Here is a 15,137-nt window from a genome sequence, read left to right on the forward strand (position 1 = left end):
TCCCCGTTCGCGCGGCCGGCGAGTTCTCGCCCGCTCGGGACGGACCCGGCGCGGTCAGGCCAAGGTGGTGGCCGGGGTCTTGCGGCGCTGCAGGGCTCCGTCGACGGAGAGGGCGCCGCCCCCGGTGAAGCCCACGGCCAGCGCACCGGCGGCGAGCGCCAGCACGAACTCGTAGCCACCCTTGTCCGCGGCGAACCCGTTGGCCAGGTGCACGAACACGATCGCGCCCACCATGTTGAGCGCCAGCAGCGTGCCGGCGATCGGCAGCGCCGCGCCGGCGATCAGCGCGAGCCCGCCGACGACCTCCAGCAGCGCGACCGCCGGAGCGGCGAGGCCGGCGAGCGGGATGCCGACCGACTCGAAGAACTTGGTCGTGCCCGAGATGCCCATGGTGGCGAACTTCTGGTAGCCGTGCACGAGGAAGATCACGCCGATGGCCACGCGGGCGATCAGCAGCGCGACGGGACGGGCCTGGGCGATCATGTGGTCTCCTTGTGGTCGTTCAGTTTTTAACGACCGCCACTCTAGCCGGTCGTTCAAATCTGAACAACAAGTACACTTGGGACGTGACGCACACCCGGTGGCTCGACGAGACGGAGATGGCGGCCTGGCGCGCCTTCCTGTCCACTTCTCACCTGCTGGAACGGCGCATCGAGGAGCAGCTCAAGACGGCGGCGGGCCTGACCCACGCGCAGTACGAGATCCTCGTGCGGCTGTCCGGCGCCCCCGGCCGGCGGATGCGCATGACAGAGCTGGCCAGGGGGGTGGTGGCGTCCAAGAGCGCGCTGACGTATCAGATCACCCAGTTGGAGAAGGCGGGCCTGGTCGAGCGCACCACGTGCCCGTCGGACGACAGGGGGGTGCTGGCGGTCCTCACCGAGGAGGGGATGCGCTGTCTGGAACGGGTCGCGCCGGGCCACCTGGAGGTCGTGCGGCGCTACCTGATCGACCGGCTGAGCCGCGACGAGCTGGAGGTCGTGACAGCGGCCATGCGCAGGACGGAGGAGGCGCTGCGCGCCTGACGGGCCGCAGGCGGGTCGTCGCGGCGCGGGCCGCAGGCGGGTCATCCGGCGGCGCGGGCCGCCGGCGCGCGGCCCTGGGCGGCGCGAGACAGGTCAGTCGTTGGCGGCGCGGGCCATCCGCTCCATCTCGACCTTGGCGCTGGCGGCGTACTTGTCCACGTACTCCTGCTCCGACAGCTCCATCAGCGCGTACATGATCTCGTCCGTGACGGCGCGCAGCACGAGGCGATCGTCCTCCATGCCGTAGTAGCGCGAGAAGTCGAGCGGCTTGCCGAACCTGATGCCCGGCCGGATGCCGAGCCTGGGCAGGGGACGCCCGGGCGGCATCATCTCGAACGTGTTGACCATGGCCCAGGGGATGACGGGCGCGCGCGACTCCAGCGCCAGCCGGGCGACGCCGGTCTTGCCCTTGTAGAGGCGGCCGTCGGGCGAGCGGGTGCCCTCGGGGTAGATGCCGAGCACGTGGCCCTCGCGCAGGATGCGCAGACCGGTGCGCAGGGCCGCCTCACTGGCCTTGCCGCCGGAGCGGTCGATCGGCACGGTGCCGACCCCGCTGAAGAACAGCCTCGTGAAGAAGCCCTTGATCCCGCGGCCGGTGAAGTAGTCGGACTTGCCGAGGGAGATGACCTTACGGCGCAGGTGCAGCGGGCCGAAGAAGTGGTCGGCGAAGGACAGGTGGTTGCCGGCGAGAATCGCGGGACCGTGCTTGGGCACGTTGTCCACGCCTTCGGCCCACGGCCGGAAGATGACGTGGAGGAGCGGCCCCAAGATGGCCTTGACGACCCAGTAGAACACCCGGCCACCTCTTCCCAGCGCTATGTCGGCAAGCGTACGTCATCTTCGCATCTCAGACCCGATGCTCCTACACCAGCTCTCGCACAAAGCCCTGCGATCGTGCGACGATCGGGCAATTCCGGGATGAAATTCCTAGGAGGCGCTGTTATGCCGCTCATGCCAGGTGCGGAACCCTACCACCACGAAGCAGGCCAGATCGGCGTGCTGCTGTGCCATGGGTTCACCGGCACGCCACAGTCGCTGCGCCCGTGGGGCGAGTACCTGGCCGGACACGGCCTGAGCGTCTCGCTGCCGCGCCAGCCGGGTCACGGCACGACCTGGCAGGAGATGAACCGCACCCGCTGGGAGGACTGGTACACCGAGGTGGACAAGGCCTTCGAGGACCTCCGCGGCCGGTGCGCCGAGGTGTTCGTGGCGGGGCTGTCGCTGGGCGGCTGCCTCGCGCTGCGGCTGGCCGAGGTGCACGGCGCCGCGATCAGGGGTCTGGTGCTGGTCAACCCGTCGATCGCGAACGACGTGCCGTTGCTGAAGCTCGCTCCGCTGCTCAAGTGGTTCCTGCCGTCGGTGCCCGGGGTGGCAGGCGACGTGAAGAAACCCGGGGCGATCGAGCTGGCCTACGCGCGCACCCCGGTGCGGGCGGCCGCCACCCTGCCCGGGCTGTGGTCGCTGGTGCAGGCCGACCTGGCGAAGGTGGCGCAACCGCTGCTGGTCTTCCACAGCGCCGACGACCACGTCGTGAAACCGACAAGCGTGGCGATCATTCGCCAGAGGGTGCCGCAGGCCACGATCGAGGAGCTCACCGATAGCTACCATGTTGCGACGCTGGACAACGATGCCGACAGGATCTTTGCCGGAAGCCTCGACTTCATCCGGACACATGCCTCGGTACCCTTGCAGAGGGACTGATCGCACCCAGGGGGAAGTCGCGATCGCTGCGGAGAGGCCGATCTAGGTGACGCCCCAGAGTGACGAGGACGAGGTCTGGCGGCAGATCGTCGCGTCCTTCAACGACACGGCCGAGCGCGACTCGGCCGACCAGCCATGGCCGGACAGCGAGAACGTCCCGGCCGAGCAGCAGGCCCGGCGGGTGGTCAGACCGGCGGAGGTGGATCGCGACGACGACGACCACGAGCCCCGGCCGGACCGCGATGACGAGGACGAGGGCCACTTCGAGCCCCCGCCCCCTCCCCCGCTGCCCAAACTCGACCTCGTGACCAAGGTCGCCTGGGTGGCGCTGTTCGGCGGTCCCGCCTACCTGCTGGTGGCGGCCATGGCCAACTGGCAGATGGAGGGCTGGGCGCTGTTCACCGCCGTGGCCGCGTTCATCGGCGGTTTCGTGGCGCTGGTGGTGCGCATGGGCGACGGCCCGCCCGGCGACTCCGGTTGGGACGACGGCGCCGTGCTCTGAGCCGCTAGGAGTCCTTCGGCGGCGGGCTGCCCGCCCCGAAGGACTCGACGACGTCGGTGTAGCGCTCGGCGGTGTCGACGGCGTGGCCGACGGCCCACACCGCGCCCTTGCCCGGGAGATAGGTGACGGCCTGCAGCCGCACGCTGTCCCGGCCGCGGGCCGCGCCGCCCCGGATGATCTCCCAGTCGCCCTTCTCGTAGCGCAGCATGAACGGCTCCACGGGCTGTGCCGGGTCGTAGCCGGCGGCCCAGTAGCGGCCCTTGCCGTCGCCGGTCACCCCGTACAGGCGTGAGGCGGTGGCGGGCAGCTTCTCCCGCTTCCAGCGCTTGCCGTTCCAGGACAGCACCAGCGGCTCCACGTCGCCCGGACCGTGGTAGACCCCGCCGACGGCCATGGCCCGCTTGGAGTTGTCGACCTGCACGTCACGCAGGTAGCCGCCGGGGATGTCGGGCACCGGCACGGCCTTCCAGGTGTCACCCGACTCGTGCACGATCAGCGGCCCGGTGCCGGTGTCGCCGACGGCGATCCCCTCGGCCACCGCGTAGAGGGCGCCCTCCGCGTCGGTGTCGCGGACCGTCCACCGGCCGTCCTCGCCGACGACGACGAGGCCGACCATCTTGTTGCTCCGCTGGTCGCGGCTCTTGCCGCTGCCGACGGCCACCACCCGGCCGGTGCGGGCGTCGACGCCGCCGAGCCAGTCACCCGCCCACAGGCCCTCGACCCGCACCCGGGAGAACCCGCCGGTGTCGCCATGGGCGAGGTAGGGCAGGCCGTCGACGCCGTCGCCGACGGCCCACACGTCGGAGGCGGAGGCGGCGGCCACGCCGCGCAGGTTGACCGTGCCGGCGGTGTCGCGGATCGCGACCTCGGCCCAGCGGGTGCCGTCCCAGTGGCGGATCGTGCCGCGGTTCTTCCACACGTCCCAGATCTGCTGCTGGCCGACCGCCCACACGTTTGTCGCGGAGAGCGCGAGAACGTCGGACAGCGAGCCGTCGGCGACGAGGCGCGCGCTCGTCGACTTCTCCCACGCCTCCACGGAGGCGGGGCGCGGATCGGCATGCGCGGCGGGCGTGACCTGCGACCAGGCCACGGACGTCGCCAGGATCAAGGAGAGCGCACGCCGCTGAAAGCGACGGGTCATGAGCAAATGCTACGGCGTCGCGTCCGGTCTCCCCGACCTCAGCCCCCGACTCCCAGCTCGGCGACCACCGGAAGGTGGTCGGACGCGGCGGCCGGGTCGTCGCCGGACACACCGGCTCCACCTGCGCCGACGCATGATACGACGCGCGTGCCGGGCCCGGCGAACAGCGCGTCGATGCGCATCCGCGGATTGCGCGCCGGGAACGTGTGCCCGTCGCCGGGCGCCCCCACCGGGTGCCCGTCACCCGAATCCGCGGGGTGGGCGCCGGCCGGCGCGGGCACCGGGCCGCCTCGCGCCGCGGCCGGGTGGCAGTCGAGGAGCTGCGCGGCGAGGTAACGCCAGGTGGGCTGGTGCGGCTGCTCGTTGATGTCGCCGCCGAGCACGACCGCCGCGTCGTGGGCCGCCGACACGCGCCTCATCACGGCCATGATCTCGCTCGCGTGCCGCAGCCGGGCGGCGCCGTGCAGGTCGAGGTGGACGGAGCCGACGGCGAGCCGCGCCCCGCCCGCCTCCACGACGGCGACCGCCAGGGCGCGCACCTGCAGTCCGGCGAAGAACCGCAGCACGTGCCCCTCGGCGTGCAGCACCCGGCAGCGCGGCCCGGCCAGCACGGCCACACCGCCCAGCCGCGCGGCGGCGGCGACGCGCATGCCGCACGCCCGCGCGAGCGCCGCGCGCCCGCCCCGGAGGTGGAGCGGGCCGGGCGCCTCCTGAAGGCAGAGCACGTCGGCGCGCAGCGCGGTGATGACGCGCACCAGCGCCGGCACGCTGTCCTTCATGCCCCGCACGTTGTAGGTGGCGACCCTGACGACCGTCACGGACGGACCGTACTCCCGTCAGCGATGCCTGGCGAGGTCGGCGGCGCCCACGACACCGGCGGAGGCGCCCAGCTCGGCCAGGCGGATGTCGGCGAGCGGGCGGTGGCCCCTGCCGGTCAGCCGCTGCTCGAACGTCTCACGGACCCGGTCGAGGAAGAGGTCGGAGGCCCGCGACACCCCGCCGCCGAGGATGAAGCACCCCGGGTCGAGGATCGCGGCCAGGTCGGCCAGGCCCTGGCCGAGCCAGTCGGCGAGGGTGGCGAACGCCTGCAGCGCGGCCTCGTCACCCCGCCGCGCGGCCTCGGTGACCTCCTCGCCCTCGATCGTGCCGCCGGCCAGGCCGAGCAGGATCTCGGCGCGCTCGGGGTGGGCGGCGGCGATCTCCCGGGCTTCGAGGACGAGCGCGTTGCCGCTGGCGTACTGCTCCCAGCAGCCGTGCTGGCCGCACCCGCACAGCCGGCCGCCGGGCACGACCTGCATGTGGCCGAGCTCGGCGCCCATCCCCCAGTGGCCGCGGAACAGCCGGCCGTCGAAGACCAGGCCGCCGCCGATGCCGGTGCCGATGGTGATGCAGACGACGTGGGACTGCCCGCGCCCCGCCCCGAACCTGGTCTCGCCCCAGGCCATCGCGTTGGCGTCGTTCTCGACGACGACGGGCAGGCCGACCAGCCCGCTGATCTTCTTCTGCAGGGGCTCCTCGCGCCAGGCGAGGTTGGGCGCGAACCGCACGACCGAGCGCGTCTCGTCGACGAACCCGGCCGCGCCGACGCCGACGGCCTCGATCTCCCTGCCCTCGGCGAGCTCACGGACCACGTCCGCGACCGTCTCGGCGACCAGGTCGGGCCGGTCGGCGGGGGTGGGCCTCAGGAGCTGGGCGACGATCGTGCCGTCGTCGTCCACCACGCCCGCGCCGACCTTCGTCCCGCCGATGTCCACGCCGATCGTGAGCATTGCCCTCGTCCCCTATCCCAGGTCGATGTGTTGCACGCTGTCGCGCCCGTGCTGATCATGCCCGGTGCCGGGGCCGTCATCACGGGGCGGGCCGCTCGACTCGCCGCCGTCCCCGCCGCCTTCGGTGCGCGGCCCGCGGGGCGCGGGCCGGCTCAGCACGTCGATGGTCTGGCGGAACGCGGCGAACAGCTCGCCGCCTGCCGCGACCAGGTGAGAGGTCACGTCGTTGCCCGACTCGCGCTGCGCCGCGATGGCCCGGCACACCGGGCAGGCGCGGCAGATGTACTCCTCCTCGGGCTCGGCGACCGCCTCGCCCCACACGTCGCGCTCGCGGCTGCCTCCGCCACCACCGCCGGTGAACGAGTTGAGCACGGTGCGGCCGACGTGGCGGGTGGCACGCCCCTGGAGGGCGTCGAACAGCTTGCGCGCCTCGTCGGCCACGGTGCCGATCGGGTCGGCCGCCGGGTCTCTTCGGTCTTGGGTCTCGCTCATGTGGCCCTCCCTGCCTCTGGGACGCCCGCTGTGCTCACGTCGCCGCCGACCTCGCGCCTCGGTCGTCCGGGTTGGGCGTCGTGCCGGGTTCGTCCCTTGAGCTGAACCGTACCCGGAGCACGCCGTCGCGGAGCACCGCCCCGCTGATGTCGCGGCGGGCCAGCGCCACCGGGAGCGCCAGGATGCGGCGGTAGGGCCCCGCGGTGACGATCAGCTCGTCGCCCTTGCGGGCCAGGTCGACGTCGGCGCGGTCGGCGCCGGGCAGGTCGAGGGCCAGTTCGTCGGCCGACAGCCGCAGCGGCGGCCGCACCGACGGCGGCGCGAACGGGTCGGCCGTCCCGTACAGCGCCTCGCCGACCGCGGCCAGGGCGTCCTCGCCGACGGGCTCGGCGGGCAGGTAGGGGACGACGTGGACGGGCAGCGGCGCGAAGGACTCCTCGGCCTCGGCCAGGAGGCGGGACTGGGCGGCCACCCACTGGGCCCGCCACTCGTCGGCCCCGCCGGACGGGAAGACCCGGTTGGCGACGACGGCGTCGACGCGGTAGCCGTACAGGTTGAGCGAGGTGAGCGTGCGCCTGGCCTCGGCGAGCACCACGGACTCCGGGGTGAGCACGAGCCGCACGGACGCCCGGTCGCCGGTGAGTAGCTCGCGCACCTCCATCAGGCCGCGGTGCAGCCGCTCGCCGGCGCCCATGACCTCGTCACCGGGCGCGCTGACACGGGCGACGCCCCGCACGAACGGCGACGCGAGCTTCATGATCCGGCGGCCGATCGGCATGAGCCTGCTCATGTGCCAGTCGAGCGCCTCGGGCAGCGCCAGCAGCCGCAGGGTCTCGGCGGTGGGCGCGCAGTCGACCACGATGACGTCCCACCGGCCGGCGCGGGCGTGCTCGCGCAGCTCCAGCAGGGCGATGATCTCCTCGGCGCCCGGCAGGACCGTGATCTCCTCGGAGGTGACCTCGTCCAGGCCCAGCTCCGACAGCAGGCCGCGGGCGTAGTCGCGCAGCTCGCCCCAGTGGTGTTCCATCGACTTCTGCGTGTCGACCTGGTGCAGGTGCAGGCCGGGGGCGATCTCCCCCGGCGCGGCCGCCAGCGCGTCGGCCAGCGAGTGAGCGGTGTCGGTGGAGACGACCAGCGTCTTCAGGCCCCGGCGGGCGGCGAGCGTCGCCGTCGCCGCCGCGGCGGTCGTCTTGCCGACGCCGCCCTTGCCGGTGAAGAGCAGGACCCGCGGGCTCACCTCAGCGTCCTTCGACGCGCTTCTTGAGACCCTTGAGCGCGGTGTCCACGATGACCTTCTCGGCCTTGCGCTTGAGCATGCCGATCATCGGGACCTTGACGTCGACGGCCAGCTCGTAGGTCACCTCGGTGCCGCCGTCCGTCTCGGCCAGCCGGTAGCTGCCGTCGAGCTCGGCGACCATCTTGCCCTGCTCGACCACGTGCCAGGTGACGCTCTCGTCGTCGTGCCAGGTGTAGCCGAGGGTGTAGGTGTCGCTGATCACGCCGGCGTCGAGGACGAACCGCACCGTCTCCGGCCTGCCGTCGGCCCCGGTGCCGAGGACCTCGGCGCTCTTGACCTGCCCGGCCCATTCGGGATAGGCGGGGAAGTCCGCGATGACCGCCATCACGCGCGCGCGGTCGGCGTCGATGGTGATGCTCGAACTGGTGCGATCAGCCATGCGACCACCGTAGTGCACAACCCGCTACTTGCGGCGGACCGCTGAACGCGGCCCCGGTCACCATTCGAGGACGTGGGGGACGCCTCTGCCACGGAAGTGGCCGACGTTGACGCACTCCGTGCGGCCGACGCGGGTGCGCCGGCACAGCGGCTGGTGCACGTGGCCGAAAAGCGCGTAGCGGGGCTGGGTCCGCCTGATCGCCTCCAGCGTCGCCTCGCTGCCGCGTTCCAGGCGCCGCGCGACCACGTCGTACAGCAGCTCGGGCACCGCGGGCGGGATGTGCGTGCACAGCACGTCCACCTCGCCCAGCGCCTCCACCTTGGCGGCGTACTCCTCGTCGTCGATCTCGTTCGGCGTGCGGTAGTCGGTCCGCAGCCCCCCGCCGACGAACCCGAAGCGCCACCCGCCGATCTCCACGACCTCCCCGTCGAGCACCCGGTGGCCGGGGCGCACGTAGTCGGGCCACAGGCGCGGGATGTCCACGTTGCCGTAAGTGAGGTAGGCGGGCTCCGGCATCGCGGTGAAGAGCCGCTCGTACTGCGCCCGCACGCCGCGCTCGATGTGCTCGCGCGGGTCGCCGCCGAGGGTGGCCCACAGCCGGGCCGACATGGCCCTGGCCTCGTCGAACCGCTTGGCGGTGCGCAACGCGACGAACTGCGCCGCCTGCTCCGCGCCGAACAGGTCGGCGAAGATCCCCTGCGCGTTGTCGGCGTAGTCGACGAACAGGATCAGGTCGCCCAGGCACACGAGCGCGTCGGCCCCGTCGCCCGCCCGTGCCAGCGCGTCGGCCCGGCCGTGCACATCGCTGACGACGTGAACCCTCATGCGGGGAATCCTACGCACGACGGCTGCTAGCGTGAGGAATGCCCTTGATAACGCCTGGATGTCGGGGCTACCGGCGCGTAACTTATCGCGGTAACGTCCAGGCCGTTCCCCGAAGCGTGCACCCGGAGGAGTTGGTCCGTGCGCGAGTACAGCGTTCCCGTGCTGGTGGATGTTCCTGCCACCGCGAGCCTGCCCGACACGATCTTCACCCGGGGGGAGCGGGAGCCGGGCACCGTGGTCATGCGCCGCAAGGACGGCGCCGCCTGGGCCGCCGTGACCGCCGCCGAGCTGCGCGACCAGGTCGCCGCGCTGGCCAGGGGGCTGATCGCGGCGGGCGTGGAGCACGGCGACCGGGTCGCGCTCATGTCGCGTACCCGCTACGAGTGGACGCTGATCGACTACGCCGTCTGGTCGGTGGGCGCGGTCACCGTGCCGATCTACGAGACGTCCTCCGCCGAGCAGGTGCGGTGGATCCTGTCCGACAGCGCCGCCAAGGCGGTCTTCGTCGAGACGGACCTGCACGAGGAGACGGTGCGCGAGGCCGCGCCCGGCCTGAAGGACGTCTGGCGGGTCGAGGCCGCGCTCGACGGGTCGATCGACGGCTCCGAGGTGCCGGAGGAGGCGCTGCGCGAGCGCAGGGAACACCTGGTAGGGGCCGATCTGGCGACGCTCGTCTACACCTCCGGCACCACCGGCCGGCCCAAGGGCTGCCGCCTCACCCACGACAACCTGCTCTACACCGCGCGCAACGTGCTGGCGGGGCCGCTGGAGCCGTTGTTCACCGTCAAGGACCCGGCGGCGCTGCTGTTCCTGCCGCTGGCGCACATCTTCGCCCGCGTCATCCAGGTGGTGTTCGTCGAGGCGGGGGCCGTGCTGGCCCACACTCCGAACATGAAGAACGTGGCCCCCGACCTGGTGGAGTTCCGGCCGACGTTCCTGCTGGGGGTGCCGCGGGTCTTCGAGAAGGTCTACAACGGCGCCGAGCAGAAGGCGATCGCCGGCGGCAAGGGCGCGATCTTCGCCCGCGCGGTCGACGTGGCGGTGGCCTGGAGCCGGGCCGAGGGCTCGGGCGGGGCCGGCATGGGGCTGCGCCTGCGCCGGGCGCTGTTCGACCGGCTCGTGTACGGCAAGCTGCGGGCGGCCACGGGCGGCCGCCTGTCGGCGGCGGTCTGCGGCGGCTCGGCCCTGGGCGAGCGGCTCGGCCACTTCTTCCGGGGTGTCGGGATCGAGGTGTTCGAGGGGTACGGCCTGACGGAGACCTCGGCCCCGTCCACGGTCAACATGCCCGGCGCCAACAAGATCGGCACGGTCGGCAAGCCGCTGCCCGGCGTGACGGTGGCCATCGCCGACGACGGCGAGATCCTGGTCAAGGGCCGGCACGTCTTCGCCGGCTACTGGAACAACGACGAGGCCACGGCCGTGGCGATCGACGCCGACGGCTGGTACCACACGGGCGACATCGGGCGGCTCGACGCCGACGGCTACCTGACCATCACGGGCCGCAAGAAGGAGATCCTCGTCACCGCCGCAGGCAAGAACGTCGCGCCGGGGCCGCTGGAGGACTCCCTGCGCGCCCATCCGCTGATCTCCCAGGCGGTGATCGTGGGCGACGACCGGCCGTTCGTGGGCTCGCTGATCACCCTGGACCCGGAGGCGCTGGAGCCGTGGGCGGCGGCCAACGGCCGGGCGGGGGCGGGCGTGGCCGAGCTGCGCACCGACCCGCGGATCCTGGCCGAGGTGCAAGGGGCCGTGGACCGGGCCAACACGCTGGTGTCGAAGGCCGAGCAGATCAAGAAGTTCGCGATCCTGGACGCCGACATCACCGAGGAGAGCGGACACCTGACCCCCACGCTGAAGATCAAGCGCAACGTCGTGATGCGTGACTTCGCCGGCGACGTCGAGGCGCTTTACCACTCCTGACAGCGAGCGGTCACTCCGGCGCCCTCACTCCAGCAGGGTGTGGAAGCGGGCGGCGACCTGGTCCCAGGTCCATTCGCCGGTGATCCAGTCGCGGCCGCCCGCACCGAGCTTGCGCGCCCGGTCCGGGTTCGCGAGCAGCTCCACCAGGGCGGCGGCCACCTGCGCCGGGTCGGTCCCGTCGACGACGAGGCCGGTCTCGCCGGGCCGTACGGCGTCGGGCGCCCCGCCGGAGGCCCCCGCGACCACGGGCAGGCCGGTGGCCGAGGCCTCCAGGAAGACGATCCCGAGCCCCTCGACGTCGATCCCGCGCAGGCGGGTGCGGCACGGCATGGCGAACACGTCGCCCGCCGCGTAGTAGCCGGGCAGGCCGTCCGCCGGGACGGTGCCGGTGAAGCGGACCGACCGCAGGCCGCGGGCCAGCCGCTCCAGCGTGCGGCGGTACGGGCCGCCGCCGACCAGCAGCAGCACCGCGTCGGGGACCGCCCGCAGCACCTCCGGCCAGGCCCGGATGAGCTGGTCCTGGCCCTTGCGCGGCACGAGCCTGGAGACGCACACCACCACGGGCCTGCCCGCCAGGCCGAGCCGGGCCTTGGCCGCCTCCGGGTCGGTCGCCGGCCGGAAGGTGTCCGTGTCGACGCCCGGGGCGAGCCGGACGAGCTTGCCGGGGTCGATGACGGCTGCCAGCCGGCTGCGCGTGTACTCGCCGAGGTAGGTGACGACGTCGGCGTGACCGCCGATGCGGCGCAGCACCTCGCGGAACCCGGGCGTGCCCGCCCAGGCCGCCTCGTGCCCGTGGGTCAGCATGACGACGCGCCGCGCGCCCGCCGCCCGTACGGCGGGGGCGAGCAGCCCGAGCGGGGCCGCCGCGCCGAACACGACGGTCCGCGCGCCGTGCCCGGCCACCAGCCGGGCCGCCGTCCGCGCGACGGCGCGGGTGGGCAGCATGAGCGAGGTGGGGTGGCGCACGACGGGGTACGGCTGGCGGCGGTCGAACGCGGCGCAGCCCGTCCAGGCCGGCGCGTAGACGGCCACGCCGGGGGTGCGCAGGGCGAGGCCGTGCACGAACGACTGGATGCCGCCGGGGCGGGGCGGGAAGTCGTTGGTCACGACGACCACCCGGATCTCGCCCCCGGCGCCCGCTGCCGGTGCGGTCACGGCTCCGGTACGCCGTTCAGCCGCGCCCAGGCGCGGGCCAGGGCGATGCGCTCGGGCGCGGTCGGATGGGATGCATAGAGGACATACTCCACGACATCCGGCGACAGGTCGGACAGGTTGGCGCTGGCCAGGCGGTTCTGCATGGCGACGAACGTCGCCGGGGCCCTGGTGAGGTCGAGCGCGTGCACGTCGGCGCGGGCCTCGACGTGGCGGCTGACGACGTTCTGGGCGGGTCCGGACAGCACGCCGGCCAGGCTGACGAGGCCCAGGAGCACGCCGGCCGCCCTCGGGTCGGCCATGGAGGCGATCCCGGTGCGCCGGCGTACCAGGCCGGACAGAGCGAACAGCAGGACGGCGCCGGTCGCCGCGCCCAGCGCGCCGACGAGCGTGCCGCTGAGCACGTCGTCGTGGGCGGCGTGGCCGAGCTCGTGGGCCACGACCAGCTCGACCTCCGGCCGCGGGGTCGTCAGCAGCGTGTCGTACACGACGATCCGGCGGGTCGCGCCGAAACCGGAGACGTAGGCGTTGAGCGCGGTGGTGCGCCGGGAGGCGTCGGCGACCAGCACGTCGTCGACCGGGACCCCGTCGCGCTCGGCCATCGCCAGCAGAGCGGTCCGCAGCGGGCCGTCGGGCATGGGACGGAAGTCGTTGAACAGCGGCTCGAACACCACCGGGTAGACGAACGACGCCGCCACGGTCAGCGCGAACGCCCCGGCGGCGGCCGGGATCCACCACCGCCTCACCCTGCGGGCCAGCGCCACGACCGCGAGGACCATGATGGAGGTCAGGACGACGCTCACGCCGAGGCCCTTGAGCCGGTCGCCGGTCCACGCCGCCCAGTCCTGCGTGGACAGGCCCCACTCGCGCAGCCGGATCTCGTACCAGACGCCGAGCGGCCACCGCACGGCCTGCAGGATCGCGGTCAGCAGCAGCACGCCCGCCAGGACCCGCAGCCACCACGGGCCGCGCAGCCGGCCGAGCAGCCGGGCGCCGAACGGGGTGAGCACGAGCAGCCCGGCGAACAGCAGGCCGAGACCGTACGACAGGTAGCCGGGCGGGCCGGTCGCGGCGTCGAACGCGGCGGCCCTGGCGAGCTGGAGGGGGGTGAAGTCGCGGGCGGGGTCGGGTGCGGGGACGGTGCCCGGCGGCAGGGCCCGCCAGGGGGTGGTGAACGCCACCACGGCGAGGACCACGACGCCCAGCACGACCAGTGCCACCCCGGCTTCCCGCCGCTCCCGCACCCCCGCCTCCTGGCGACGGTCGTCCATCGTGGGTGCCCCCTACCTCAGCTCGTCGCGCACGTACGTACGCCACAGTGCCGTCAACGTCGCGACCGGGAGCCCCAGCGCCGACAGCGCCCGTTCGGCGCCCACCGCGCGGGCCTCACGGTAGAGACTCACCAGCCTCGCCTCCCCCGACCGCTCGGCGATGAACCGACACGCGAGCCACGCCTCCTGGTAGGCCGCGGCCAGCCGGGCCGCCCCGGGCGCGAACGCGGCGGGGCCGGGCAGCTCTCGGGGCTCCCGGCCGGACCGCACCTCGGCGGCCAGCTCGGCGGCGGCCACCGGGACGGCCAGGCCGGCGTCACGGTAGGCGACGTAGTCGGCGAAGCCCTCGTACAGCCAGACCGGCAGCCCGCCGGTGCCGGCGGCGACGTGGGTGAGCTCGTGGGCGAGCACGACGTCGCGCCCGGTGGGGGTGAGCCGGTCGAACCCTCCGGGGACCACGATCACCCGGCAGCCGTCGGCCACGGCCGCCAGGCCGTCGAGCGGGCCCGTCCCGGCCAGCCGCGCCGACTCGGCCGCGGAGGCGGGCACGAGGACGACGGGACGGACCGTGCGGCGCAGGACCGCGCCGACCCGCCCGGCGGCGAGGTCGGCCCGCCGCGCCAGCTCACGCAGCGCCTCCGGAGACGTGGCGGTGAGCGAGCCCTCCGGCCCGGGCCGCGGGGTGGGACGGCCGCCCGGCGTGCCGGGCCCCGGGGCAGCCTCCGGCGACGAGCCGAGGCGGTCATCGCCCCGGGTGCGGGCGGGCTGATGGTGGGCGGGCGGACGCTGGGCGAGGATCAGGGAACGGGTGCCGCGCACCAGGAGAGTCTCACCGGGCCACGGCTCGGGGGGCCCGGGCGGGGCGTCGGCGGCGGCCAGCGCGAGAGGCAGCAGGCAGGCCAGCGCGGCACGACGGTTCACCTGCACGGACACGCTACCCGATGGTAGTCGTCCCGTCCGGTGTGGCCGCCCGCTTCCAGGATGTGGCGGGGCGAGAAGGGGGCGGGCACACGAAGACCCCGTTCGCGCCTGTGGGTCGAGGGCGCCAACGGGGTCTTCGTGACGGCTCACGCGCCGGGACGTACCGCGCCCACGAACGACGCCTTGCGCCATCCGCTGAGCTTCTCGACCCGCACGGTCTGCCCGGTGCGCGGCGAGTGGATCATCTTGCCCTTGCCGACGTACATGCCGACATGGCCGAGCCCGCGGAAGAACAACAGGTCACCAGGCTTGAGACTGCTGAAGGAGACCTTCTTCCTGATGCCCGCGTACTGGGCGTTCGTCACACGGGGGATGCGCACCCCGGCCTTCTTCCAGGCGTACTGGACGAGGCCGGAGCAGTCGAACGAGCCGGGGCCGGTGCCGCCGAAGCGGTAGGGGTCACCGATCTGGTCCTTGGCCACGTCGACGGCCGTACGCGCCTTCGCCGCCTGGCGGGCGGCCCGGGACTTCTTGACGGCCTTGTTCACCGACGTGGCGGACATGACCGCTGTCGTCGTGGAAGCCGTGACCGTTCCGGTCGCCGTGGTGCTTGTCGTGGTGCTTGTCGTCGCCGCCTGCGCCGCCGGAGCGTGGACGGCCATACCTCCGGCCGTCACGGTCATGGTGAGCGCTGCGCCACCCAGGGCGAGTCGGGACAGACGGGGGTTCTGCGGGGAGGTAGACA

Annotated in this window: 17 protein-coding genes; 4 read left to right on the forward strand and 13 right to left on the reverse strand. The window is 73.4% G+C overall.

Annotated features, from left to right (window positions below; translation table 11 throughout):
* Nucleotides 1-54: 54 nt before the first annotated feature.
* Complete coding sequence (locus tag FHU36_RS03065; RefSeq protein WP_185082286.1) at nt 55-483, reverse strand: DoxX family protein; 429 nt, start codon at nt 481-483, stop codon at nt 55-57.
* Nucleotides 484-566: 83 nt separating this feature from the next.
* Between FHU36_RS03065 and FHU36_RS03070 the strand changes: the two genes are divergently transcribed.
* Nucleotides 567-1,022: a MarR family winged helix-turn-helix transcriptional regulator gene (locus FHU36_RS03070; protein WP_185082287.1), complete on the forward strand. Its 456-nt coding sequence runs from the start codon at nt 567-569 to the stop codon at nt 1,020-1,022.
* A gap of 93 nt (nt 1,023-1,115) precedes the next feature.
* On the opposite strand, the gene FHU36_RS03075 is transcribed toward FHU36_RS03070, so the two are convergent.
* On the reverse strand, nt 1,116-1,817 hold the full coding sequence (locus FHU36_RS03075) for a lysophospholipid acyltransferase family protein (protein ID WP_185082288.1): 702 nt from the start codon (nt 1,815-1,817) through the stop codon (nt 1,116-1,118).
* 147 nt (nt 1,818-1,964) lie between these two features.
* On the opposite strand from FHU36_RS03075, the gene FHU36_RS03080 reads away from it, so the two are divergent.
* Both FHU36_RS03080 and FHU36_RS03085 read left to right on the forward strand, forming a co-directional pair.
* The gene (locus FHU36_RS03080) at nt 1,965-2,723 is read left to right on the forward strand and encodes an alpha/beta hydrolase (RefSeq protein ID WP_185082289.1); all 759 of its coding nucleotides are present in this window, start codon (nt 1,965-1,967) and stop codon (nt 2,721-2,723) included.
* Nucleotides 2,724-2,769: 46 nt separating this feature from the next.
* Nucleotides 2,770-3,225, forward strand: coding sequence for a hypothetical protein (locus FHU36_RS03085; protein WP_185082290.1), 456 nt, complete (start codon nt 2,770-2,772; stop codon nt 3,223-3,225).
* 4 nt (nt 3,226-3,229) lie between these two features.
* Here the strand turns inward: FHU36_RS03085 and FHU36_RS03090 are convergent, their stop codons facing one another.
* The 7 genes from FHU36_RS03090 to FHU36_RS03120 are packed head-to-tail and all read right to left on the reverse strand — an operon-like array spanning nt 3,230 to nt 9,128.
* Nucleotides 3,230-4,366, reverse strand: a complete 1,137-nt coding sequence (locus tag FHU36_RS03090; protein ID WP_246501932.1) for a hypothetical protein — start codon at nt 4,364-4,366, stop codon at nt 3,230-3,232.
* 38 nt (nt 4,367-4,404) lie between these two features.
* Nucleotides 4,405-5,184, reverse strand: a complete 780-nt coding sequence (locus tag FHU36_RS03095; protein WP_185082291.1) for an endonuclease/exonuclease/phosphatase family protein — start codon at nt 5,182-5,184, stop codon at nt 4,405-4,407.
* 18 nt (nt 5,185-5,202) lie between these two features.
* Entirely contained in the window at nt 5,203-6,135 is a 933-nt protein-coding gene (locus FHU36_RS03100; RefSeq protein ID WP_185082292.1) for an ROK family glucokinase, read from the reverse strand.
* Between the two features lie 12 nt (nt 6,136-6,147).
* Nucleotides 6,148-6,627, reverse strand: a complete 480-nt coding sequence (locus tag FHU36_RS03105; protein ID WP_185082293.1) for a DUF5304 family protein — start codon at nt 6,625-6,627, stop codon at nt 6,148-6,150.
* 34 nt (nt 6,628-6,661) lie between these two features.
* Nucleotides 6,662-7,864, reverse strand: a complete 1,203-nt coding sequence (locus tag FHU36_RS03110; protein WP_185082294.1) for an ArsA family ATPase — start codon at nt 7,862-7,864, stop codon at nt 6,662-6,664.
* 1 nt (nt 7,865) lies between these two features.
* Nucleotides 7,866-8,303 (reverse strand): SRPBCC family protein, encoded by a 438-nt coding sequence (locus tag FHU36_RS03115; protein ID WP_185082295.1) that lies wholly within the window; start codon nt 8,301-8,303, stop codon nt 7,866-7,868.
* Nucleotides 8,304-8,360: 57 nt separating this feature from the next.
* Entirely contained in the window at nt 8,361-9,128 is a 768-nt protein-coding gene (locus FHU36_RS03120) for a metallophosphoesterase family protein (RefSeq protein WP_185082296.1), read from the reverse strand.
* A gap of 138 nt (nt 9,129-9,266) precedes the next feature.
* On the opposite strand from FHU36_RS03120, the gene FHU36_RS03125 reads away from it, so the two are divergent.
* On the forward strand, nt 9,267-11,048 hold the full coding sequence (locus tag FHU36_RS03125) for an AMP-dependent synthetase/ligase (RefSeq protein WP_185082297.1): 1,782 nt from the start codon (nt 9,267-9,269) through the stop codon (nt 11,046-11,048).
* Between the two features lie 24 nt (nt 11,049-11,072).
* On the opposite strand, the gene FHU36_RS03130 is transcribed toward FHU36_RS03125, so the two are convergent.
* The 4 genes from FHU36_RS03130 to FHU36_RS03145 form a co-directional block, all read right to left on the reverse strand.
* Nucleotides 11,073-12,203 carry a glycosyltransferase family 4 protein gene (locus FHU36_RS03130; RefSeq protein ID WP_312891413.1) on the reverse strand — a complete coding sequence of 377 codons (1,131 nt, stop codon included), beginning with the start codon at nt 12,201-12,203 and terminating at the stop codon, nt 11,073-11,075.
* The gene (locus tag FHU36_RS03135; RefSeq protein ID WP_185082298.1) at nt 12,200-13,471 is read right to left on the reverse strand and encodes a M48 family metallopeptidase; all 1,272 of its coding nucleotides are present in this window, start codon (nt 13,469-13,471) and stop codon (nt 12,200-12,202) included. The genes FHU36_RS03130 and FHU36_RS03135 overlap by 4 nt, the downstream gene beginning before the upstream one ends.
* A 12-nt stretch (nt 13,472-13,483) precedes the next feature.
* Complete coding sequence (locus FHU36_RS03140) at nt 13,484-14,404, reverse strand: hypothetical protein (RefSeq protein ID WP_185082299.1); 921 nt, start codon at nt 14,402-14,404, stop codon at nt 13,484-13,486.
* A 134-nt stretch (nt 14,405-14,538) separates the two neighbouring features.
* On the reverse strand, nt 14,539-14,955 hold the full coding sequence (locus FHU36_RS03145; protein ID WP_246501933.1) for a C40 family peptidase: 417 nt from the start codon (nt 14,953-14,955) through the stop codon (nt 14,539-14,541).
* Nucleotides 14,956-15,137: the final 182 nt, after the last annotated feature.

The organism is Nonomuraea muscovyensis (genome assembly GCF_014207745.1).
Classification (GTDB): Bacteria; Actinomycetota; Actinomycetes; order Streptosporangiales; family Streptosporangiaceae; genus Nonomuraea; species Nonomuraea muscovyensis.